The sequence below is a fragment of the Bradyrhizobium sp. SBR1B genome, from assembly GCF_014198205.1.
Classification (GTDB): Bacteria; Pseudomonadota; Alphaproteobacteria; order Rhizobiales; family Xanthobacteraceae; genus Bradyrhizobium.
The window spans coordinates 153,653-174,815 of the sequence record NZ_JACIHC010000016.1 but is presented as its reverse complement, the minus strand read 5'-3'; the positions used below and the strand labels follow the sequence as shown (position 1 = coordinate 174,815).

Genomic DNA, 21,163 nt, shown 5'->3' with positions numbered 1-21,163 from the left:
AAGCGTGCAAAAAATCAGTAGAACTCTCACCCCTGCTAGGACTTGGCAATACCGGCGCGAATGGCCGATGAACCAGGGGAACTATGAAGGCGAGAGGTGGTGTGTGTCTCATCGTGGTGCCTTGTCTCCGCCGCGTCAGGTTCCGGTCCACTGGCCTCGTTGCGAGTCTTCATACCTCTGCGCTAACCGCCGTCTCCAATCGATTCGCATCGTCCTCTGCTGGGTCACAGTCACGTCCTTCGCAAAGGCCTTCCGCGGCGCGCTCTCGCGCCCTAGGCATTTAAGTCCGAAGTGTCCTTTTCAGGCGCTGCTCTACGCTCCTGTGCGATCCGGTCGTCCTCGCAGTTTCAATCCTGCTCGCGATCATCATGATGGCCGAGACGAGCCAAGAGCGAATTTCAGCAGCTCACGCATATGCAATGACACGTCCTGCCATCATTCCAGCGGGTTCTTGGCCGCGTCGTATGTCTGCTGGAACCGCAGCAGCGTATTGCGGAGAATCAACCGTCGAAGCCTTTCTCAAACGGGTCGGTAAGGAGTATCCTCGACCACGTGTGAAAGAAGGAAGGCGTCAGCTGTGGTTGAGAGACGATCTGGACCGAGCTATTGCCCCGGACATCGTGCCGGGCGACCTCGCCGAGGATTTGTAACGTTGGAGCGCCCGCTTCCACGCTTTGTGGAGGTGCGTCGACTTGCCCGCGGTTCGGCCGCATTCTACTTCCGGATCCCGACCTATTACCGCAAGCTCGGCTGCGAGATGGCGAATGAGCCGCTTGGGACGAGCTATGAAGCCGCATGCGGCCAAGAGGGAAAAGGCGGACGCGCCGCCACGCTCAATGCCCTTTTTGATGAATGGAACAACCAACGCAGAGGGGAGCCGGGCGAGCAGGGAAAGATCGCCCGCTATGGCACGATCGATTGGCTGTTCCGACAATACAAGACGGAGAAGGCGTATACTGAGAAGGTTTCACTTCGGTCACGCCCCGACTACGAACGGATCATGCAAATGATCTGCGACACGGTCGGCAAAAGTGGACGGCGGATCGGTGAACGGCAGATCGTGGAAGTTACGCCACGAGCCGCTGACAAGATCTATGACAAAATCATCAACGGCCCGAACGGCATCAGGTTGCGGCAGGGAGAAAAGGTGGTCGGGCTCTGCCGCAAGGTATGGCGGATCATGCGTCGGCTGCACCCGGAGTTGTTCGATAAGAAGCACCCGAACCCTTGGGACGATTTCACCCTGAAGAGCCGTACCAAGACCAAGAAGCACGCCGTCACTCGAGAAGAGGTCTATAAATTTGCATGGGGCTGCATCAAAGAAGGGCGGCCTGAACCCGCGGCCGCCGCGGTGATCTGCTTTGAATGGCTGCAACGACCAGAGAACGTAGTGGCCGGTTTTTTGACTTGGCCCGACTATCGCAGCAAAAACTGGCCACACGCTGTGCGCATCGAGCACCACAAGAACAAGGCGTTGGTTTGGCATCCGCTCGAAGAGACTCTCGATGGAGAGACCGTCAAGTTTTACGCCGAAGCGGAGGACATTTTGAGCCATCTGCCCAAGCTCGGCGTCCCGATGATCATGCGTCGGATACAAAAGGGTGAACGCAAGGGCGATGCCAAAGTGTGGTCCTACCCTGGCATGGAAAAAGTGGTGCAGCAGATGCGCAAGAAGATCGACGGCGTGTCAAAGCTTTTCACGCTTGATGCCTGTCGACACGGCGGCATGACCGAACTTGAGGAAGCCGAGCTGACGGACGGTCAGGGTCGTGCGCTCTCGGGCCACAAGACCGCACAGGCCTATCGCGGCTATGCCAAGGAAACAATGATGCGAGCGTTGGCTGCGACCCGTAAGCGGCATGCACATCTCTTGGCGCAGAAGGAGCTCGATCAGCAGAATGCTGATGGAGCAGCATTACCTCGAAACGAAACGCAGACCTCCCCACCTTCGAAGACTAGCGTCCGATCTCAAGGATAGACTTCGCGCTTCGTTGAACGCTGCAAAGGCGGCGGGGTTCTGCAACTGTCGATCCCGCACGCGACGTCAACGGCTGCGTCGGAAGCTTGCAACGCGCAGACAGCGTTCATCCGCTCAATTCGCATTTTGATAAGTTGAGCGACGTTCAACGCGCGACGGCTTTCACCCGCTTCGACCAAAAACGAAACCAGCACAGAATTTCCAAATGCGAGGGAAACGGAATTTCCAAATGCGCTGGAAATTCTGGCTTGAGCAACGCCGTTTTCATAACAAAATCAGCGCGTTGGCTCTGGCTGGGGCGGGAGGGATCGAACCTCCGAATGGCGGAATCAAAATCCGCTGCCTTACCGCTTGGCTACGCCCCAACAGGCGACCTCGGGGCCGGCGGAAGAACTGGCTACCGCAGATTCCCTTGGTCGCAGCCGGTCTATAGGGAGCGGCGCAGCATTTCAACCGCCTGGAGGGGCAAAATACCACAGCCCCGGCATCGGCGCCGCCACACTCTCTTTATAAGGCCCGCGACGGCCCCGTTCTGACCGTCATCGTCCGGCCCCTCCCGCCCCATTGAGACCTCCCCCATTTCATGGGAATAGGGCGCCAAGACCTGTCCACGGGAGTGAGCCATGACCTACCGCGCGCCGATTTCTGACATGCTGCTGTCGCTCAATCACGGCGCCGGCCTCAAGGCTGCCGTGGAGGCCGGTCATTACGGCGATTTCGACGCCGACATCGCCGCGGCCGTGCTGGAGGAAGCCGGCAAGTTCGCAACCGACGTCCTGGCCCCGCTCAACAAGGTCGGCGACGAGCACGGCATCAAGCTCAGCGACGGCAAGGTGACGACCGCGCCGGGCTGGCCGGACGCCTACAAGCGCTGGACCGAGGGCGGCTGGAACGCGGTGTCCGGCCCCGAAGATTTCGGCGGCCAGGGCCTGCCGACCGCGATCAACGCCGCCTGCACCGAGATCTGGAGCGCCTCGAACCTCGCCTTCGGCCTCTGCCCGCTGCTGACGGCCTCGGCCATCGAGGCGTTGGACGCGCATGGCAGCAGTGAGCTGAAGACAATCTATCTCGAAAAGCTCGTCTCCGGCGAATGGACCGGCACGATGCAGCTGACCGAGCCGCAGGCCGGCTCCGACGTCGGCGCGCTGCGCACCCGCGCCGAGAAGCAGGCCGACGGCACCTATCGCATCAAGGGGACGAAGATCTTCATCACCTATGGCGAGCACGACATGACCGACAACATCGTGCATTTCGTGCTGGCGCGCCTGCCCGATGCGCCCGCCGGCACCAAAGGGATCTCGCTGTTCCTCGTGCCCAAGTTCATGGTCAATGCTGACGGCTCGCTGGGGCAGCGCAACGACATCTATGCGAGCGGCGTCGAGCACAAGCTCGGCATGCACGCCTCCCCGACCTGCACCATGACCATGGGCGATCATGGCGGCGCCATAGGCTTCCTCGTCGGCGAAGAGAACCAGGGCATGCGCTGCATGTTCACGATGATGAACCAGGCCCGCCTCGGCGTCGGCCTCGAGGGCGTCGGCGTCGCCGATCGAGCCTACCAGCAGGCTTTGTCGTATGCGCAGGAGCGCAAGCAGGGCCGCGCCGTCGGCAGCAAGAGCGAAGGCTCGGACGCGATCTTCGTGCATCCCGACGTCAAGCGCATGCTGATGCGGATGCGGGCGCAGACCGCCGCCGCGCGCACCATCTGCTATGCGACCGCGGTCGCGATCGACGTCTCGACGCGCGCCAGGGATCCCAAGGTGCGCGCCGATGCCGCCGCGCGCGCGGCGCTGCTGACGCCGATGGCCAAGGGCTATTCCACCGACATCGGCAACGAGGTCGCCTATCTCGGCGTGCAGGTGCATGGCGGCATGGGCTTCATCGAGGAGACCGGTGCGGCCCAGCATTATCGCGATGCCCGCATCACCGCGATCTACGAGGGCACCAACGGCATCCAGGCGATCGACCTCGTCACGCGCAAGCTCGCGGCCAATGGCGGCGCTGCCGTCTGGGCGCTGCTCGACGAGCTCGCAGCGACGGTCAAGAAAGTCGAAGCGTCGAACGATCCGGCTTTTGGCACCACGGGCGTCAAGCTGCGCGAAGCGCTGGAGGCCTTGACCCGCACCAGCAAATGGCTGCTGGAGCGCGTGACGTCCGCGCCGAACGAGGCGCTTGCCGGCGCGACACCCTATCTGCAGCAGTTCGGCTCGACGCTCGGCGGCTGCCTGCTCGCCTCCGAAGCACTCGCCGCCAAGGCCGACGGCCTCACCGATGCGCCACGCTACGTCTCGCTCGCACGCTTCTTCGCCGAGAACATCAGTGTGCAGGCCGGCGCGCTCGAGCGCACCGTGACCGAGAGCGCGGAGTCCGTCGCAGCGGCGGATGCGGTGTTGCTGGGGTAAGGAGGCCTTGTAGCCCGGATGGAGCGCAGCGCAATCCGGGGCCAACGTCGCTCATGGCACGAATCCCGGATTACGCTTCGCTCCATCCGGGCTACGAGGCCACGGCCTTCGCGCTTCTCCCCGGCCGCCACAACACGATGCCCGCCGCCACGAGATCCAGCGCGACGCACATCGCAAACGCCATCGTGTAGTTGCCCGTCAAGCTCCGCACGAGCCCGACGATGCCCGGACCGAAGGCGCTGACGACGCCGCTGATCGAGGTGCCCAATCCCATTGCGGCGGCGAAGGCGGCGGCACCGATCTCGCGTTGGATGATCAAGGGCGGGAACGTGATCATGTTGCCGATCGAGAAGCCGTAGACGGCGCAGCACACCAGCAGCACCGTCGGGCTCGTGATCTGCACGAGAACGAACAGCGCCGCCGCCTGGCTCGTCATCGACGCCGCACAGGCGAGCCGGGGATCGAGCCGGTCGACGAACAGGCCGAGCGACAGGCGACCGACCACCGCCATCGCCGCCATGATGGTGACCGCGCCGCCTGCGGCCGAGCGGCCGATCAGGGGCTCGAGAAACGTCACCTGGTGGATGATGAATCCCATCTGCGCCAGCAGCGCGATCGCGATCGGCAAGACCATGGTCCAGAACGCCGCGTTGGCGAGCAGCGTCTTGCGGGAATGGCTTGGTGCGGCGGTGCTTTCATCGGAAGGGCGTCCGCCCGAAGCCGGCGAGGTCCCGGCAGGCCAGCCGATGAAGGTCACGACCACCGGCAGCACCAGCACCATCATCGCGAGCGTGGCCGCCAGCATGGCGGAGCGAAAGCCGATGCTGCCGGTCAGCGACAGCAGCAGGGGAACGAGGATGATGCCGCCGCAGGTCGCGCCGTTGAATGCGAGGCTGAGCGCCAGCCCGCGCCGGCGTTCGAACCAGGAGTTCAGCACGGTCGCGATCACCACGGTGCCCATGCCGGTCCAGCCGACCGACATCAGCGCATAGGCGAGATAGAGCTGCCAGGGCGTCTGCATCAGCGCCAGCAGCACCGTCGAGGCGCCGAGCGCCGCCAGGCCGCACAGGATCAGCGACCGCAAGCCGATGCGCGCGAGCAGATCGTCGGTGAAGATGACAAGGACGGAGGTCAGGAGAAAGGAGAACGTGCTGGCCGCGGAGACCAGCGTGCCCGGCCAGCCATGGGCGCGCTGCAGCTCGACGAGATAGACGCCCTGGCCATACAGGCCGAAGCCGAACATGAAGAAGGCCATCAGGAAGCAGGCCAGCACGACGCGCCAGCCGCGGTAGTGCAGCGAGGATTCGTCGATGCGGGTTGCGGCAATCATCAATCGGGCAATCGGATCACATGGAACCGCGGGATCGTGCACCACAACCACTGGTTTTTCAAATGAAACATTGTAGCCAATTGTTGCGATGCGTTGGCTCCGAAAAGGTTGACTCAGCGCATTGGCACGCCTGCGGGATCATGTAGGCTGATGCTCGGCGAGACTCGCGAAGCGGCGAGCATCGCGGCGAGCGCAGGGGGCTCTCATGCCGAATGGCAATATCGTCGTCACCGAAGAGCGCGGAACGCGTGTCATCACCCTGCGCCGCCCGGGCAAGAAGAACGCGATCACACAGGACATGTACCGGGAGATGAGCCACGCGATCGACACCGGGCAGAACAACCCCGACATCCGCTGCATGATCATCACCGGCGGCTCAGGCGTGTTCACCGCCGGCGACGATATCGACGATTTCATGCACGCCGACACCGCGCGCCCCGAGACGTTGTCGGAAGGCGCCAAGTTTCTCTATTCGCTCGCCCTCAACGTCAAGCCGATCATCGCCGCCGTCGACGGCGCCTCGATCGGCATGGGCACCGTGATGCTGTTTCACTGCGACTACGTGCTGGCCTCGAACGCTGCGACCTTCTCCGCGCCCTACATCCATCTCGGGCTGGTGCCGGTCGGCGCCGCCAGCCTCTTGATGCCGAACACGATGGGATATCAGCGCGCCTTTGCCATGCTGGTGATGGGGCGGACTTTTTCCGCCGCGGAGGCGCACGCAGCAGGCTTCGTCAACACCGTGGTGTCGCCCGGACATACCGAGGTCGAGGCGCGCAAGGTGGCGCGCGACATCTGCCGGCTGCCGGCCGAGGCGGTCGCAACCTCCCGCAAATTGCTGCGCGCGCCGGCGGAAGAGCTCACCCGCCGCATCGACCAGGAAGGCCATCTGTTCGGCGAGCGGCTCAAGTCGGAGGAAGCGGTGGCGGCGTTCAATGCGTTTGCGAACCGGAAGAAGAAGTAGCGGGCTCTCTCCGCGAGTCCAGTATCGTAGGGTGGGCAAAGGCGCACTTGCGCCGTGCCCACGACTTAAGACGTGGGCACGCTTCGCTTTGCCCACCCTACGATACTGAGGTTGGGGAGAAGTCCAGCACGGTTACGATAATGCTTCGTGAAATCTTCGCGTGGACCGACTAATCTTGGTTCCATGCGAAATGCCTTACGATCCATCCTTGCCGCCCTCGCTCTCGCCTCCGCCCTCCCCGCCTCGGCCCAGACCGCCGCGCCGGTCGAGCTGCGCGTGCTCGCCATCAACGATTTTCACGGCAATCTGCGTCCGCCGCCGGGCGGCATTCGCATCAATGATCCCGAGGACGGAGCCCGGACGGTGATGGTGGCGGCCGGCGGCGCCGAATACATGGCGACGCTGGTGAAGCAGCTGCGCGAGGGACACAAGAACACGATCTTCGTCGCCGCCGGCGACCTGATCGGCGCGAGCCCGTTCCTGTCGGCGATGTTTCACGACGAGCCTTCCGTGGAGGCGCTTTCGCTGATGGGGCTTGCGATCAGTTCGGTCGGCAATCACGAGTTCGACGAGGGCAAGACCGAGCTGCTCAGGATGCAGAACGGCGGCTGTCATCCGGTCGACGGCTGCCAGGGGCCGCATCCGTTCACGGGCGCCAAATTCCGTTATCTCGCCGCGTCCACCATCGAGACCGCGACGGGCAACAGCGTGCTGCCGCCCTACGAGATCAGGGAGTTCGACGGCATCCCGATCGCCTTCATCGGGCTGACCTTGAAGGAGACCGCGGGCATCGTCTCGCCTGCTGGCATCGCCGGGCTCGAATTCCGCGACGAAGCCGAGACGGTGAATGCGCAGGTCGCCCAGCTGAAGGCGCGCGGCGTCGAGGCGATCGTGGTGCTGATCCACCAGGGCGGCGAGCCCGCCGGCGACTACAATGAATGCCCTGCCATCACCGGGCCGATCGTGGACATCGTCAAAAAATTCGACCGCGCCGTCGACGTCGTCGTCAGCGGCCACACCCACCGCGCCTATGTCTGCGACATCGACGGACGGCTCGTCACCAGCGGCGACAAATACGGCACGCTAGTCACCGCGATCGATCTCAAGCTCGATCCTGTAACCCGCGACATCGTCAGCGCCAAAGCCGAGAACGTCATCGTCGCCAACGCCTCGCTGGCGAAGGACGCCGAGCAGACCGCGCTGATCGAGGCCTATGACAAGCTCTCGGCGCCGATCGCCAACCGGCCGGCCGGATCGGTGACGCAGACGCTGTCGCGCGTGCCGAACGAGGCCGGCGAAAGCGCGCTCGGCGACATCATCGCGGACGCGCAGCTTGCCGCGACCAGGGACGCCAAGGATGGCAGCGCTGTCATCGCGCTCACCAATCCCGGCGGCATCCGCACCGACATCGTCCCGAAGGAGAACGGCGCGATCTCCTTCGGCGACGTGTTCGCCAGCCAACCGTTCCGCAACCGCCTCGTGACGATGACGCTGACGGGCAGTCAGCTCAAGGACATGCTCGAGCAGCAATGGCTGGACCCGAAGCGGCCGCGGATTCTCCAGGTATCGAACGGGTTCAGCTATGCCTGGGATGCGTCGAAGCCATTCGGCGAGCGCGTGATCGCCGACAAGATGACGCTGGGCGGCAGGCCGATCGAGCAGGCCAGCGGCTACCGCGTCACCCTCAACGATTACCTCGCGGTCGGCGGCGATGGTTTTACCGTCGCCAAACAAGGCACGGCGCCGCAATATGGCGGCTACGACGCGGACGCACTGTTCGCGTTCTTCCGGGCGCACGGTCCGATCGGCCCGCTGCCGCTGAGTCGCATCCTGCGCGTGAATTGATCCGGATCAAATGGGCCTGAACCGGACGCCCCTTTGCCATTCCCGTTCAAACGCATAGATTGGGATTTGCATTGCGTTTTGGCGCCGGATGCGCCAAGCGACGTCGAAAGCCCGGATCCATGAGGCCGACCTGATGAGCACGCTTCTCCTTTCCCACAAGGCCTGCCTCGACCATGTCACGCCGCCGGGACATCCTGAAAGGCCGGATCGCCTGCGTGCGGTGGAGGAAGCGCTGTCGCATGAGCGCTTCCAGTTCCTGGTGCGCGACCAGGCACCGGAGGGCGATCTCGATCTCGTCACGCTGTGCCACAACGAGCACTACGTCACCGAGCTGCGCCACATCGCACCGAGCAGCGGGCAGGTCTATATCGACGGCGACACCTCGATGTCCCCTGGCACGTGGGAAGCGGTGATGCGCGGTGTCGGCGGCGCGGTGGCGGCGACCGAAGCGGTGATGGCGGGCGAGCATCGCAACGCCTTCGTCGCTGTGCGCCCGCCCGGCCATCACGCGGAGATCGGCAAGCCGATGGGCTTCTGCTTCTTCGACAATGTCGCCATCGCCGCGCGCCACGCCCAGCGCAAATACGGCATCAAGCGCGCGGCCATCGTCGATTTCGACGTGCATCACGGCAACGGCACGCAGGACATCTTCTGGTCGGACCCGACCGTGATGTACTGCTCGACGCACCAGATGCCGCTGTTTCCAGGCACCGGCGCGACGGGCGAGCGCGGCGACCACGACACCATCGTCAACGCGCCGCTCGCCTCCGAGGACGGCGGGCCGGAATTCCGCTCCGCGTTCGAGAATTTGATTCTGCCGCAGCTCGAGAAATTCAGCCCCGAGCTGCTCATCATCTCCGCGGGCTTCGACGCGCATTATCGCGATCCGCTGGCCTCGCTGAATTTGCGCGCGGAGGATTATGCCTGGGTGACGCGCAAGCTGATGGATCTCGCCGACAAGTCCGCGGGAGGGCGCGTTGTTTCGGTGCTCGAGGGCGGCTATGACCTGCAGGGACTGAAAGAATCTGTTACGGCGCATGTCGGCGCCCTGATGGGCGCCTGACGACGCCCGCCACATTAAGCCCGCAAAACCTGCCTTCACTGCAAGGAAAGCGAATCGGGCAATCGGAAACGGATATGGCCGAAAATACTCAAGTCGACGTCTCCAGGCTCACCTTCGAGCGCGCGATCGAGGAACTCGAAACGATCGTGAAGCGGCTCGAGGACGGCAAGGTGCCGCTCGAGGAATCCGTGACGATCTACGAGCGCGGCGAGGCGCTGAAGCGCCGCTGCGAGGAATTGCTGCGCCAGGCCGAGGCGCGCGTCGACAAGATCACCACCGATGCCAGCGGCCAGGCCACCGGCACCGCGCCGCTGGACGTGCAGTAGGAAAGCCGAGAGTTCCCGCTCAGCCTTCCGAGGGCAGGCCCCGAAACGTCATCACGGGAGCGTGGCCGCCATGATTTCATGAACGCACGGCGCGATCCCGCCAACCAGCACGGTTCCGTGCAGCCGGATTGATGCCATCCGTCCGGAAATCCGTCCCTCGGGACCAAAAAAAGATCTCATTCAGGCGGAAAAGCCTGCCAGGGGACCCGGCAAGGCTGGAACCCATTGTCCCGGGCCACGGTTAACCACTCTGGCCCGCCGGTTGCATCTGCATACCCCCAATCGGTCCTGCGGGTTGGCTTTGGCCCAAGCTTTGGTGTAAAGCTGCGCGGAGTGTGGCTTTTTGCAAGCCTTGCGTGGGCAGAGAATTCCGACGACAAGCGCTTCAAACTGCTAATGAAATTGGCTGGGACGGACGAAGCCGATCTAAGTGACAGGGATCACAGAGACTGAACCGGAGCGCACTTAAGCTTACCTAAGCTTGAAGACGGGGCCTTGCCCCATGCAGGTGGCTCCGACGGTTTGAGGACTCGCGCTGCGCCGATATTGTGCAAACCCATCGCGCACCGGAATGAACTTCCGGCGCTGACAAATTGGAAATCGCCGTGAACGCATACAGTAAAACGCCGCTTCTCGACACCATCCGGACGCCGGAAGACCTGCGCAAGCTCAAGATCGAGCAGGTTCGCCAGGTTGCCGACGAGCTGCGGCAGGAGACCATCGATGCCGTCTCGGTGACCGGCGGTCACTTCGGCGCGGGCCTCGGCGTGGTCGAGCTCACCACTGCGATCCATTACGTCTTCGACACGCCGCGCGACCGGCTGATCTGGGACGTCGGCCATCAGGCCTATCCGCACAAGATCCTCACCGGCCGGCGCGACCGCATCCGCACGCTGCGCACCGGCGGCGGCCTGTCCGGCTTCACCAAGCGCAGCGAGAGCGATTACGATCCGTTCGGCGCGGCCCATTCCTCGACCTCGATCTCCGCCGGCCTCGGCATGGCGGTGGCGCGCGACCTCTCCGGCGGCAAGAACAACGTTATCGCCGTGATCGGTGACGGCGCGATGTCGGCCGGCATGGCCTATGAGGCCATGAACAACGCCGGCGCGATGAACTCGCGCCTGATCGTCATCCTCAACGACAACGACATGTCGATCGCGCCGCCGGTCGGTGCCATGAGCGCCTATCTGTCGCGGCTCTACTCCGGCAAGACCTATCGCACGCTGCGCGATGCGGCCAAGCAGATCAACAAGCGCCTGCCCAAGATCATCGCCAACCGCGCCAACCGCGTCGAGGAATATTCCCGCGGCTTCATGATGGACGGCGGCACGCTGTTCGAGGAGCTCGGCTTCTACTATGTCGGCCCGATCGACGGCCACAATCTCGACCATCTGCTGCCTGTCCTGAAGAACGTCCGCGACATGGAGACCGGCCCGATCCTGGTCCACGTCGTGACGCAGAAGGGCAAGGGCTACGGCCCGGCGGAAGCGTCCGCCGACAAGTACCACGCCGTCGTCAAGTTCGACGTCGCGACCGGCACCCAGGCCAAGGCCAAGCCGAATGCGCCGGCCTACCAGAACGTGTTCGGCCAGAGCCTCGTCAAGGAAGCGCAGAAGGACGACAAGATCGTCGCCATCACCGCGGCGATGCCGTCCGGCACCGGTGTCGACATCTTCAACAAGGCCTTCCCCGACCGCACTTTCGACGTCGGCATCGCCGAGCAGCACGCGGTGACCTTCGCCGCCGGTCTTGCCAGCGAAGGCTACAAGCCGTTCTGCGCGATCTACTCGACCTTCCTGCAGCGCGGCTACGACCAGATCGTGCATGACGTCGCGATCCAGAACCTGCCCGTCCGCTTCGCCATCGACCGTGCCGGCCTCGTCGGCGCCGACGGCGCCACGCATGCCGGCTCGTTCGACAACGCCTATCTCGGCTGCCTGCCGAACATGGTGATCATGGCCGCGGCCGACGAAGCCGAGCTCGTGCACATGGTGGCGACGCAGGTCGCGATCGACGACCGTCCGAGCTCGCTGCGCTATCCGCGCGGCGAAGGCCGCGGCATCGAGATGCCCGAGGTCGGCATCCCGCTCGAGATCGGCAAGGGCCGCGTGATTCGCCAGGGCAGCAAGATCGCCCTGCTCTCCTTCGGCACGCGCCTCGCCGAATGCGAGAAGGCGGCCGACGAGCTCGCAGCCCACGGCCTGTCGACCACGATCGCCGACGCGCGCTTCATGAAGCCGCTGGACACCGAGCTGGTGCTCAAGCTTGCCCGCGACCACGAGATCCTGATCACGATCGAGGAAGGCTCGGTCGGCGGCTTCGGCTCGCATGTCGCGCAGTACCTGACCGATCAGGGCGTGCTCGACACCGGCATGGTCAAGTTCCGCTCGATGGTGCTGCCCGACGTGTTCCAGGACCACGACACGCCGGCCGCGATGTACGGCCGCGCCGGTCTCGACGCCAAGGGCATCGTCGCCAAGGTGTTCGAGGCGCTCGGCAAGGACGTGAAGGCCGAGACGGTCAAGCTGGCCTGAGGTGGTACACCTCTCCCGCTTGCGGGAGAGGTCGGATCGCGAAGCGATCCGGGTGAGGGTTTTCGCCTCTTGGGGGTTCTCGATTGCCGAGACACCCCCTCCCCAACCCTCCCCCGCAAGCGGGAGAGGGAGCGCAGTTTTCGCCGCGGTTCGCAGCTCGCCTGAATTTCTCCGAAGCAGTCAGCCATGAAAATCTATCTGGCAGGCCCCGACGTGTTCCTGCCGGATGCGATCGAGATCGGCCGGCGCAAGGTCGATATTTGCGCCGCGCACGGGCTCACCGGCCTCTATCCCCTCGACAACGCCATCGATCTCACCGCGCCCGATGCCGCGCGGCAGATCTTCTGCGGCAACGAGGCGATGATGGAGGCGGCCGACGCCATCATTGCCAATCTCACCCCGTTCCGCGGCGCCGGCGCCGATCCCGGCACCGTCTACGAGCTCGGCTACATGGCCGGCCGCCGCAAATTCTGCCTGGCCTATTCCAACGACGGTGCCGCCTATGCCGACCGTGTCGGCCGCTTCATGGAGGTCACCTCCGAGGATGGGCGGCTGGTCGACGCGCAGGGACTGACGGTCGAGGATTTCGGCCTCGTCGACAATCTCATGATGATCCATGCGCTGGAGCTGCACGGCTGTCCGCTGGTGACGCCGGCCGCGATGCCGATCGACGTCTGGCATGATCTCGCCGCGTTCGAGGCTTGCGTCCGGATGGCAGCCGCGCGATTGATCGCTACATAAGCAGATCAATCGTCCCAAGAAGCGTCCCAAGAGCCGTACCAAGAGAGCGTGATGTCCCCTGCCCGCAAGCGCGCAGATGTATTGCTGGTCGAGCGCGGCCTGTTCGAGAGCCGGGCGCGGGCGCGCGCGGCGATCGAGGCCGGGCTCGTCACCGCCGACGACAAGCCGGTCGCCAAACCGTCGGAGACGATTGCCGAGGACGCCGTGATCCAGGCCGAGCCCGCGCACCCCTATGTCTCCCGCGGCGGCGTCAAGCTCGCCGGCGCGCTGGAACGGTATCCGATCGAGATCGAAGATCATGTCTGCCTCGACGTCGGCGCTTCAACGGGCGGGTTCACCGAGGTGCTGCTGGCGAACGGCGCGAGCCTGGTGTTCGCCATCGACGTCGGCACCAGCCAGCTGCATCCTTCGCTGCGCGACCATCCCAAGATCGTGTCGATGGAGGAGACCGACATCCGCAGCTATGAGGGCAAGCGGCTGCCGGCACGGCCCGATGTCGTCGTCATCGACGTCAGCTTCATCTCGCTGAAGACCGTGTTGCCGGTGGCGCTGTCGCTGGCGGCAGCGCCGATGAGCCTGCTGGCGCTGATCAAGCCGCAATTCGAGGCTGACAGGAAGCACAACAAGAAGGGCATCGTCCGCGACGCCGCCGTGCACCGGGAAATCTGCGACGACATCGCCGCCTTTGCCGCTTCGCTCGGCTGCACCGACATCGAGATATTCCCCTCGCCGATCACCGGCGGCGACGGCAATATCGAATTCTTCCTGGGCGCGCGTCGTGGTTGAGCGCATCAGGATCGATCATGTCGGCCATCGCGGCGACGGCGTCAGCCTCGACGCCGGCGAAGCGATCTATGTGCCCTACACGCTTGGCGGCGAGACCATCGAGGTCGATCACGTCGTGGGCCACCATCCCGACCGCCGCAAGCTGCTCGCAGTCGACGTCGCAAGCCCCGAGCGCATCGAGCCGTTCTGTCCGCATTTCGGCGTCTGTGGCGGCTGCGCCATCCAGCATTGGGCGGCTGAGCCATATCACGCCTGGAAGCGCGGCATCGTGGTGGAGACGCTGGCCCAGGCCGGCATCGCATGCGAGGTCGCGCCGCTGGTCGATGCCCATGGCGCCGGACGCCGCCGCGTCACGCTGCATGGCCGCTTCGGCACGCATGATATCCTCAAGGTCGGTTTCTCGGCGACGAGCTCACACGACGTCATCCCGATCCATCGCTGCCCGATCCTCGATCCCGCACTCGACGGCGCGATCGATGCCGCCTGGGCGCTCGCCGAGCCTTTGACGTCCAGGATGCCGGTGACCAAGCCCCTCGACATCCAGGTCACCGCCACCGCCAACGGCCTCGATGTCGACGTGCGCGGCTCCGGCCCGCTGCCGACGCCGCTCGTCACCGCGCTCTCGCGCGTCGCCGAGCAGCATCGCCTGGCGCGGCTGACGCGGCATGGCGAATTGGTGCTGCAACGCCTGGCGCCGACAATAAAGATGGGCCGCGCCGAGGTGACGCTGCCGCCGGGCTCGTTCCTCCAGGCAACGGTCGCGGGCGAAGAGACGCTGGCAGCGCTCGTCGCCGAGCGCATCGGCAAGGCCAAGGAGGTTCTCGACCTTTTCTGCGGTGTCGGTCCGTTCGCTCTGCGGCTCGCAGAGAAGGCCCGCGTCACCGCCTATGACAACGACGCCGGCGCTGTCGCAGCGCTGGCGAAAGCCGCGCGCACGCCGGGCCTGAAGCCGATCAAGGCCGAGCCGCGCGATCTGTTCCGCCGCCCCCTGGTGCCGCCCGAGCTACGTGACTTCGACGCCGTCGTATTCGATCCGCCGCGCCAGGGCGCACAGGCGCAGGCGCTTAAGCTCGCCGCGAGCAAGGTGCCGGTCGTGATCGCGGTGTCCTGCAACGTCGCGACATTTGCCCGCGACGCGCGGCTGCTGATCGACGGCGGCTATCGGCTGGAGGCGGTGGTGCCGGTCGATCAGTTCCGGCACACGCCGCATGTGGAGCTGGTGGCGCGGTTCAGCCGTTGAGGTCAGGCCGCTATGCCGATGGCTCGAATTGCGGCTGCCATCGGAGCAGATAGGACTGCAGCGAGCGCACCGCGATCGCCAGCAGGATGCCGACGAACATCATGACGAAGATGGCCACCATCATCTCGCTGGCATTGGCCCGCGCCTCCGCCTCGATGATGAGCTTGCCGAGGCCGCGCTCGGCGCCGATGAACTCGCCAACGATGACGCCGATCAGCGCAAAAGACACCGCCGGCAATAGCGAAGCGAACACCCAGGCGAGCGCGGACGGGATCACGACCGTACGCAGCACGGTGAACTCGCTGGCGCCGAGCAGACGGGCGGCAGCGATCTGGTCGCGGTCGACCGCACGCGTTCCCTCGAAGGTGTTGAAGAACACCACGAAGAACACGACGAGCCAGGCGGTCGCGATCTTGGAGAGATCGCCAAGGCCGAAGATCAGGATGACGAGCGGTACCAGCGCAATGCGCGGTATCGAGTTGAGCGCCACGATGTAGGGTCCGAACACGCGGGCAAGCAAGTCCGAACGGCCGAGGACCAGGCCAGCCGCGATCCCGCTCGCAGAGCCGAACAGAAAGCCCCACCACGTATTCTTCAACGTGACGAGCGTGGCGAGCCAAAGATTGTTGTCGTTGCCCCTGATGCAGGCGGCAAAGCCGCCAGCGTCAGCGAAGCAGCCGAGCCGCAGAAAGCTCTGCCAGATCAGCGACGGCTTGGCGACAAAATAGGGATCGAGGATTTTGGGCACGTAAGCCCTCGGCAGCAGCGCCTTGCTCCATTCAAAGCCCCACTGCCAGATGACAAGCACGGCTGCGAGAATGGCCAATTGCCAGAACAGAATCACGGCGCGGTTGTTGGACATGGTCAATCGACCCTGGTGCGGCGGAATTCTTCGCCGAGGGAGTGCCAGATGTGAGAATAGAGGCGGCCGAATTCGGCGCTCTCGCGCACGGCCACGGGGTCACGCGGCCGCGGGATAGCGACGTCGAAATCTTCCTTGAGACGCCCGGGCCGGGCCGAGAGCAGGATGATGCGGCTCGCGAGCGTCAGCGCCTCGCCGAGATCGTGCGTCACGAACAGCACCGTCTGCCGCTCGCGTTCCCAGATCTCCAGCAGCGTCTTGTGCATCTCCAGCTTGGTGTGGGTGTCGAGCGCACCGAACGGCTCGTCCATCAGCAGGATCTCGGGCTCCAGGATCAGCGTGCGCATCAAGGCGACGCGCTGGCGCATGCCGCCGGACAGCATGCGTGGAAAGCTCTGACCAAAGCCCGAGAGCCCGGCCTTCTCGACCGCCGAAGCGACGCGGCTGGCGCGCTCGGTCTTCGGCAACCCGGCGATCTCCAGCCCATAGCCAATGTTCTGCTCCACGGTTCGCCAGGGAAATAGCGTATCGCGCTGGAAGACATAACCGACCCTGGGGTTGACCGTGCCGGTCTCGACCGCGTCCTCGTCGATCAGGATGCGTCCACCCGAGCGCGGCAACAACCCCGCGACCATGTTGAGAATAGTGCTCTTGCCGCAGCCGGATGGACCCAGCAGCGCAACGAACTCGCCCTGCTTGACCTCGAATGAGACGTCATCCACCGCCACGAACTCGCGGCCGGACGCGTTGAAGCGCTTGGCAAGCCCCTGCACGGCAATGCGGACGCGCGCTGCCGCTGTGTGATCCTCGTCGCGCGCGAGCGCAAGGCCCTGGCCCGTCGCGGCGATCATTTGTATTTCGCCCTGGCGGCCTGGAGGAAGCTCATGTCGACGACATCCTCGTATTTGGTCTCGGGAATATCCGTGCCCTTGCGGTACCAGGGCTTGGCGCCGCGTTCGAACGCAGTCTTGTCGATGACGCCGTCATAGGCCCAGGTCGACTTGTCGAAGCCGAGTTCGGCATTGACCGCGTCGGGATCGATGCCCGAGAAATATTTCGGCGTGACCAACGCCTGCACCTCCGCGAGTGGCGCCGCCTTCACGAACGCCATCGCGCGGTAGATCGCGTTGACATAGGCCTGCACCAACGCCTTGTCCTGCTCCACCGTGTCCTGGAGCGTGTAGATCACGAGCACGGGCAGCGTGCCGCCGAAATCCTTCTCGAACACGCCCGGCTTGGACGTGTCGTAGATTGTCTTGCCAAAGCCCTTCTTCTCGACCTCGACGATCCAGCTCGGCGGCGCCATGATGGCGTCGAACTGCTTGGTCTGGAGCGAGGGGAACATCGTGTTGGTTCCGCCGCCTGCGACCCAGTTCACCTTGTCGCCGAGCCCGCGCGCTTCGAACACATAGGTGCCGAACACCCAGGTGCCCGAGCCGATCGCGGTGGCGGCAACGATCGGCTTGGCGCCGTCCGGCCGCTTGTAGTCGGCGAGCTTCTCGACCGAATTGATGCCGCTGTCGTGGAGGTCCTGCCGGACCATGATGTTGGCGTAGGAGCACACCATCTCGGTAGCGAGCAGTATCTTGCAGGGCTTGCCGCGCGCGCCGAGCTGGAGCGGGTGACTGGCATCGCCATGGGCGAACAGCGCCTGTCCTGCCGCCAGCGTCTGGCGGCCGAACGTGCCGGCATTGCCGGTGACGAGCTTGGAATCGAGCCCTTCGTCCTTGAAGTACCCCTTCAGCTCGGCGATCATGCCGATGGCGTAGACCGGCGACACCGGTCCGAACGCAAGGGAGACCTGCTTGCTTTGCGCAAGCAATCGCCCCGGCAACAGCGATGCTCCGGCCAATGCGGAGCCCGCGATCAGCGCCTCGCGCCTGGTAATGCTCATGTGCTCCTCCTCCCTCGTTTTTTGTTCGATTACGCCGATCGGTCAGGACGGCGCGAACTTGATCGTCCCTGCTTGTCGCAGCGCCTCGATGTCTTCCGGAGACATGCCGATCTCGCGCAGGATCTCCCCACTGTGCTCACCGATCCCAGGTGGATCGTAGCGGTTGGGCAGCCGCCTTCCGTCCATGGAAATCGGCAACAGCGGTGTCTTGGCCTCACCGCCATCGGGCAGCCGAATATCGGTCAGGCCGCCCGACTGGTTGAGATGCGGATCATCGAAGAGATCGCCGGGCTTGTTGACCGGCGCGTAGGGCAGATCCAGCTGCTCGAGGCGCGCGGCGAGATCGGCCTTGTCCCATTGCTTGAAGATCTTCGCGATTTCCGGGATCAGCCAGCTGCGATGATCGACGCGGTCGTTGCTCGTGGCAAAGCGCGGATCAACGAGCCAGGCGTCACGATCGAAGGCGCGGCAGAACGCCGCCCATTGCTCTTCGCCGACGATGGTGACGAACAGCTTCGAGCCGTCCCTGGTGTCGAAGAGATCGTAGACCGGCCACGGACTGTCCTTGATGGAATACGGGATCGACGGCTGGCCGCTGACCACCTCGCACATCATGGCCTGCGCCATCAGGAACACGTTGTTTTCGTACAGCGCGCTCTGGATGTAACGGCCGCGGCCGGTCCGCTGCCGCTCGGCGAGCGCGGCCTGGATCGCGATCACGCCGAACATGCCGCCCATGACGTCGTTGACCGAGGCCCCGGCGCGCATGGGACGATCGGGCAAGCCGGTCATATAAGCGAGGCCACCCATCATCTGCACCACCTCGTCGAGCGCGAGGCGGTTCTCGTACGGGCCGGGCAGATACCCCTTGAGCGAGCAATAGATCAGGCGGGGCGCAAACGCCGCGACGCTCTCGTAGTCGAGGCCGATCCGTTTCAAGAGGCCCGGCCGGAAATTCTCGATCAGGACATCGCTGTTCTCGATCAGCCTGCGTGCGACGTTCTGGCCGTCCGCGGTCGACGTATCCAGCGCGATGCTGCGCTTGTTGCGGCTGTAGGTGGCGAAGAAGCCGGCGGCTGGCCCCTTGAAAGTGCGGGTGCGGTCGCCCTTGGGCGGCTCGACCTTGATCACGTCGGCGCCGAGATCGGCCAGGATCAAGCCGCAGCTCGGCCCCATCACCATCTGACTGAACTCGATGACGCGAAGCCCGGCGAGCGGGCGAAGCTCCGATACCGTCTCATGTGCAGCCGGGGTCATGCCGCGCTCCGCAGGACTTTGGGAATGCCCGCCTCGTGCAGATGCCCCGTCAGATGCTTCGCCGGGATATGGCGGGCGAGAATCTCGCGCGTCTGCATCAGACGGTCGAGGTCGATGCCGGTGGAGAGCCCCATGCGTTCCAGCATGAACACGAGGTCCTCGGTGACGATGTTGCCGCGCGCACCGGGAGCAAAGGGGCAGCCACCGAGGCCGGACACCGCAGCGTCGAAACGGCGGATGCCGGCTTCGAGACCGGCGACGGCATTGGCAAGGCCCGCACCGAGCGTGTCGTGAAGATGCAGCCGCAGCGTCATTTGCGACCCGACCTCACCCCGCACGGCTTGGATGATCTGCCCGATCAATTTCGGGGTGGCATAGCCGACGGTGTCGGCAAGGCCGATCTCGTCGGCACGGGCCTCGGCAAAAGCGCGCGCCACCCGGCACACGGCTGCCTCACTCACCTCGCCCTCCAGCGAGCAGCCGAAGGCGGTGGCAATCGCGCCCATCAATTGCGGCCGCTGGCCCACGGGCCGGGCGTCGATCGCGGCGCGGACCGCGCGAAATCCCTCGATCTGCTCATCGACCGTACGGCGCACATTGGCGCGATTATGCGTCTCGCTGGCGGAGATCACGAAGTAGACGGCGTTGACACCGGCGGCGATGGCGCGCTCGGCGCCCTTCACGTTCGGCACCAGCGCACCGATGGTCGCCGATTTGTGCGTGAGCGCGTGTGTCATCACCGTATCGACGTCGGCGAATTGCGGCACGACCTTTGGCGACACGAACGAGCCGGCATCGATCTCGCGCACGCCGGCAGCGGCGATCGTGTCGATCAACGCGCATTTGGCTTCGGTCGGAACGAAGATGTCGAGATTCTGCAGACCATCGCGGGGAGCGACCTCGCAAATATGGACATCCGGCGCGCGTGCCATCGGGCTCTCCCTGGGTCGATTGTATATTGTTGCATAAAAGAACAATCCGTGGGACAGTCTGTCAAGCCCTAAATCTCGCGTGCAGTGCAATGAGCTCATCAGACAGTTCCCGACAACGCACCGACAAGAACGGTTCCGAACGCGCTGAACACCTTGCCGGGCTCATCATGGCGCTGGCCCGGCGCGAAGGCATGAAGGCCGGCGACCGCCTGATCGAACAAAGGCTTGCCGACGCGCTGGACCTTTCGCGCGCGCCGATCCGGCTCGGCCTGAAGGCGCTGGAAGCAGCGGGGCTGGCGCGCGGCGAGCCGCATCGCGGCTTTGTGCTGGCGAAGAATCCCACCAGCGGCGCAGCCCAACCGGCGCTCGCGGCAGTGAGGCGCAACGAGCAGGTTTATGCGTCCGTCGCAGGCGACGTGCTCGCGAGCCGGCTGCCGACCGACGTTACCGAGGCGGAGCTGATGCGCCGCTATGACGTCACGCGGGCCGAGCTGCAGCGGCTGCTGGACCGGATCGCTGCCGAGGGCTGGATCGCACGCCTGCCGGGCTATGGCTGGCGTTTCGCAGAGACGGTCTCAAGCCCCGAAGCTCAAGCACAGGCCAAGGCGTTTCGCGCGGTGATCGAGCCGGCGGCGATCGCGCAGCCGGGTTTTACGCTGCCGCAGGAGGTGATCACACGCCTGCGCGAGCGCCAACAGCGCGTGTTCGAAGGCGAGATCGAGAAGATGACGATCGGCGAGATCTTTCACTCCGGCTGCGAATTCCACGAAGACATCATCCGCGGCGCCGGCAATCCCTTTTTTCTCGAAGCGCTCAAGCGCGTGAACTCGATCAGACGCCTGTTCGCCTATCGCAGCTTCGCCGACCGCGACGGCATGCGCCGGCACGTGCGCGAGCATTTGCGCCTGCTCGACGTCCTGGAAACGCGACGTTACACGGAGGCGGCGGAACTGATGGCCAGGCACCTGCAAAGGCCGCTGGTGGCGGGCTTGTCGTGATGCCCAAACCA

The 21,163-nt window shown here is 64.6% G+C and carries 17 protein-coding genes and 1 tRNA gene; 11 read left to right on the top strand and 7 right to left on the bottom strand.

Features of this window, described 5'->3' with window-relative positions; all coding sequences use genetic code 11:
- The first annotated feature begins 652 nt into the window (after positions 1-652).
- Positions 653-1,978, top strand: a complete 1,326-nt coding sequence (locus tag GGD61_RS31010; protein WP_183231758.1) for a hypothetical protein — start codon at positions 653-655, stop codon at positions 1,976-1,978.
- 290 nt (positions 1,979-2,268) lie between these two features.
- Here GGD61_RS31010 and GGD61_RS31005 read toward each other — a convergent pair.
- A tRNA-Gln gene (locus GGD61_RS31005) sits at positions 2,269-2,343 on the bottom strand.
- A gap of 258 nt (positions 2,344-2,601) precedes the next feature.
- Here GGD61_RS31005 and GGD61_RS31000 point away from each other — a divergent pair.
- Complete coding sequence (locus tag GGD61_RS31000) at positions 2,602-4,380, top strand: acyl-CoA dehydrogenase (protein WP_183231757.1); 1,779 nt, start codon at positions 2,602-2,604, stop codon at positions 4,378-4,380.
- A 91-nt stretch (positions 4,381-4,471) separates the two neighbouring features.
- Here GGD61_RS31000 and GGD61_RS30995 read toward each other — a convergent pair whose 3' ends face one another.
- Positions 4,472-5,710 (bottom strand): MFS transporter, encoded by a 1,239-nt coding sequence (locus tag GGD61_RS30995; protein WP_183231756.1) that lies wholly within the window; start codon positions 5,708-5,710, stop codon positions 4,472-4,474.
- 205 nt (positions 5,711-5,915) lie between these two features.
- On the opposite strand from GGD61_RS30995, the gene GGD61_RS30990 reads away from it, so the two are divergent.
- From GGD61_RS30990 to GGD61_RS30955, 8 genes are all read left to right on the top strand, one after another.
- Positions 5,916-6,674 carry an enoyl-CoA hydratase-related protein gene (locus tag GGD61_RS30990; protein WP_183231755.1) on the top strand — a complete coding sequence of 253 codons (759 nt, stop codon included), beginning with the start codon at positions 5,916-5,918 and terminating at the stop codon, positions 6,672-6,674.
- 183 nt (positions 6,675-6,857) lie between these two features.
- Positions 6,858-8,519, top strand: a complete 1,662-nt coding sequence (locus GGD61_RS30985) for a bifunctional UDP-sugar hydrolase/5'-nucleotidase (protein WP_092259913.1) — start codon at positions 6,858-6,860, stop codon at positions 8,517-8,519.
- A gap of 133 nt (positions 8,520-8,652) precedes the next feature.
- Complete coding sequence (locus GGD61_RS30980; protein ID WP_026202776.1) at positions 8,653-9,582, top strand: histone deacetylase family protein; 930 nt, start codon at positions 8,653-8,655, stop codon at positions 9,580-9,582.
- A gap of 74 nt (positions 9,583-9,656) precedes the next feature.
- Positions 9,657-9,908, top strand: a complete 252-nt coding sequence (locus tag GGD61_RS30975) for an exodeoxyribonuclease VII small subunit (RefSeq protein WP_008132970.1) — start codon at positions 9,657-9,659, stop codon at positions 9,906-9,908.
- A 605-nt stretch (positions 9,909-10,513) separates the two neighbouring features.
- Complete coding sequence (gene dxs, locus GGD61_RS30970; protein WP_092259983.1) at positions 10,514-12,442, top strand: 1-deoxy-D-xylulose-5-phosphate synthase; 1,929 nt, start codon at positions 10,514-10,516, stop codon at positions 12,440-12,442.
- Between the two features lie 186 nt (positions 12,443-12,628).
- Positions 12,629-13,183, top strand: coding sequence for a nucleoside 2-deoxyribosyltransferase (locus GGD61_RS30965; RefSeq protein ID WP_092259915.1), 555 nt, complete (start codon positions 12,629-12,631; stop codon positions 13,181-13,183).
- A 51-nt stretch (positions 13,184-13,234) separates the two neighbouring features.
- Positions 13,235-13,969, top strand: coding sequence for a TlyA family RNA methyltransferase (locus tag GGD61_RS30960; protein ID WP_183231754.1), 735 nt, complete (start codon positions 13,235-13,237; stop codon positions 13,967-13,969).
- Positions 13,962-15,209, top strand: a complete 1,248-nt coding sequence (locus GGD61_RS30955) for a methyltransferase (RefSeq protein ID WP_183231753.1) — start codon at positions 13,962-13,964, stop codon at positions 15,207-15,209. The genes GGD61_RS30960 and GGD61_RS30955 overlap by 8 nt, the downstream gene beginning before the upstream one ends.
- 10 nt (positions 15,210-15,219) lie before the next feature.
- Here GGD61_RS30955 and GGD61_RS30950 read toward each other — a convergent pair whose 3' ends face one another.
- The 5 genes from GGD61_RS30950 to GGD61_RS30930 are packed head-to-tail and all read right to left on the bottom strand — an operon-like array spanning position 15,220 to position 20,253.
- Positions 15,220-16,071: an ABC transporter permease gene (locus GGD61_RS30950; RefSeq protein ID WP_092259921.1), complete on the bottom strand. Its 852-nt coding sequence runs from the start codon at positions 16,069-16,071 to the stop codon at positions 15,220-15,222.
- 2 nt (positions 16,072-16,073) lie between these two features.
- A complete protein-coding gene (locus GGD61_RS30945) occupies positions 16,074-16,922 on the bottom strand; it encodes an ABC transporter ATP-binding protein (protein WP_018322591.1) in 849 nt (282 codons plus the stop codon).
- Positions 16,919-17,965 carry an ABC transporter substrate-binding protein gene (locus GGD61_RS30940; protein WP_092259923.1) on the bottom strand — a complete coding sequence of 349 codons (1,047 nt, stop codon included), beginning with the start codon at positions 17,963-17,965 and terminating at the stop codon, positions 16,919-16,921. Before GGD61_RS30940 ends, GGD61_RS30945 begins: the two co-directional genes overlap by 4 nt.
- Before the next feature lie 42 nt (positions 17,966-18,007).
- Entirely contained in the window at positions 18,008-19,222 is a 1,215-nt protein-coding gene (locus tag GGD61_RS30935; protein WP_092259925.1) for a CaiB/BaiF CoA-transferase family protein, read from the bottom strand.
- Positions 19,219-20,253: a hydroxymethylglutaryl-CoA lyase gene (locus GGD61_RS30930; RefSeq protein WP_246786082.1), complete on the bottom strand. Its 1,035-nt coding sequence runs from the start codon at positions 20,251-20,253 to the stop codon at positions 19,219-19,221. Before GGD61_RS30930 ends, GGD61_RS30935 begins: the two co-directional genes overlap by 4 nt.
- Between GGD61_RS30930 and GGD61_RS30925 the strand changes: the two genes are divergently transcribed.
- On the top strand, positions 20,244-21,152 hold the full coding sequence (locus tag GGD61_RS30925; protein ID WP_026202773.1) for a GntR family transcriptional regulator: 909 nt from the start codon (positions 20,244-20,246) through the stop codon (positions 21,150-21,152). The genes GGD61_RS30930 and GGD61_RS30925 overlap by 10 nt on opposite strands.
- Positions 21,153-21,163: the final 11 nt, after the last annotated feature.

Bases quoted from the DNA above. Each gene is read 5' to 3' on its own strand.
- GGD61_RS31000 (WP_183231757.1), top strand. From the start codon at position 2,602: ATGACCTACCGCGCGCCGATTTCTGACATGCTGCTGTCGCTCAATCAC.
- GGD61_RS30995 (WP_183231756.1), bottom strand. From the start codon at position 5,710: ATGATTGCCGCAACCCGCATCGACGAATCCTCGCTGCACTACCGCGGC.
- GGD61_RS30990 (WP_183231755.1), top strand. From the start codon at position 5,916: ATGCCGAATGGCAATATCGTCGTCACCGAAGAGCGCGGAACGCGTGTC.
- GGD61_RS30985 (WP_092259913.1), top strand. From the start codon at position 6,858: ATGCGAAATGCCTTACGATCCATCCTTGCCGCCCTCGCTCTCGCCTCC.
- GGD61_RS30980 (WP_026202776.1), top strand. From the start codon at position 8,653: ATGAGCACGCTTCTCCTTTCCCACAAGGCCTGCCTCGACCATGTCACG.
- GGD61_RS30975 (WP_008132970.1), top strand. From the start codon at position 9,657: ATGGCCGAAAATACTCAAGTCGACGTCTCCAGGCTCACCTTCGAGCGC.
- GGD61_RS30965 (WP_092259915.1), top strand. From the start codon at position 12,629: ATGAAAATCTATCTGGCAGGCCCCGACGTGTTCCTGCCGGATGCGATC.
- GGD61_RS30960 (WP_183231754.1), top strand. From the start codon at position 13,235: ATGTCCCCTGCCCGCAAGCGCGCAGATGTATTGCTGGTCGAGCGCGGC.
- GGD61_RS30950 (WP_092259921.1), bottom strand. From the start codon at position 16,071: ATGTCCAACAACCGCGCCGTGATTCTGTTCTGGCAATTGGCCATTCTC.
- GGD61_RS30945 (WP_018322591.1), bottom strand. From the start codon at position 16,922: ATGATCGCCGCGACGGGCCAGGGCCTTGCGCTCGCGCGCGACGAGGAT.
- GGD61_RS30940 (WP_092259923.1), bottom strand. From the start codon at position 17,965: ATGAGCATTACCAGGCGCGAGGCGCTGATCGCGGGCTCCGCATTGGCC.
- GGD61_RS30935 (WP_092259925.1), bottom strand. From the start codon at position 19,222: ATGACCCCGGCTGCACATGAGACGGTATCGGAGCTTCGCCCGCTCGCC.
- GGD61_RS30925 (WP_026202773.1), top strand. From the start codon at position 20,244: ATGAGCTCATCAGACAGTTCCCGACAACGCACCGACAAGAACGGTTCC.
- GGD61_RS30930 (WP_246786082.1), bottom strand. From the start codon at position 20,253: ATGAGCTCATTGCACTGCACGCGAGATTTAGGGCTTGACAGACTGTCC.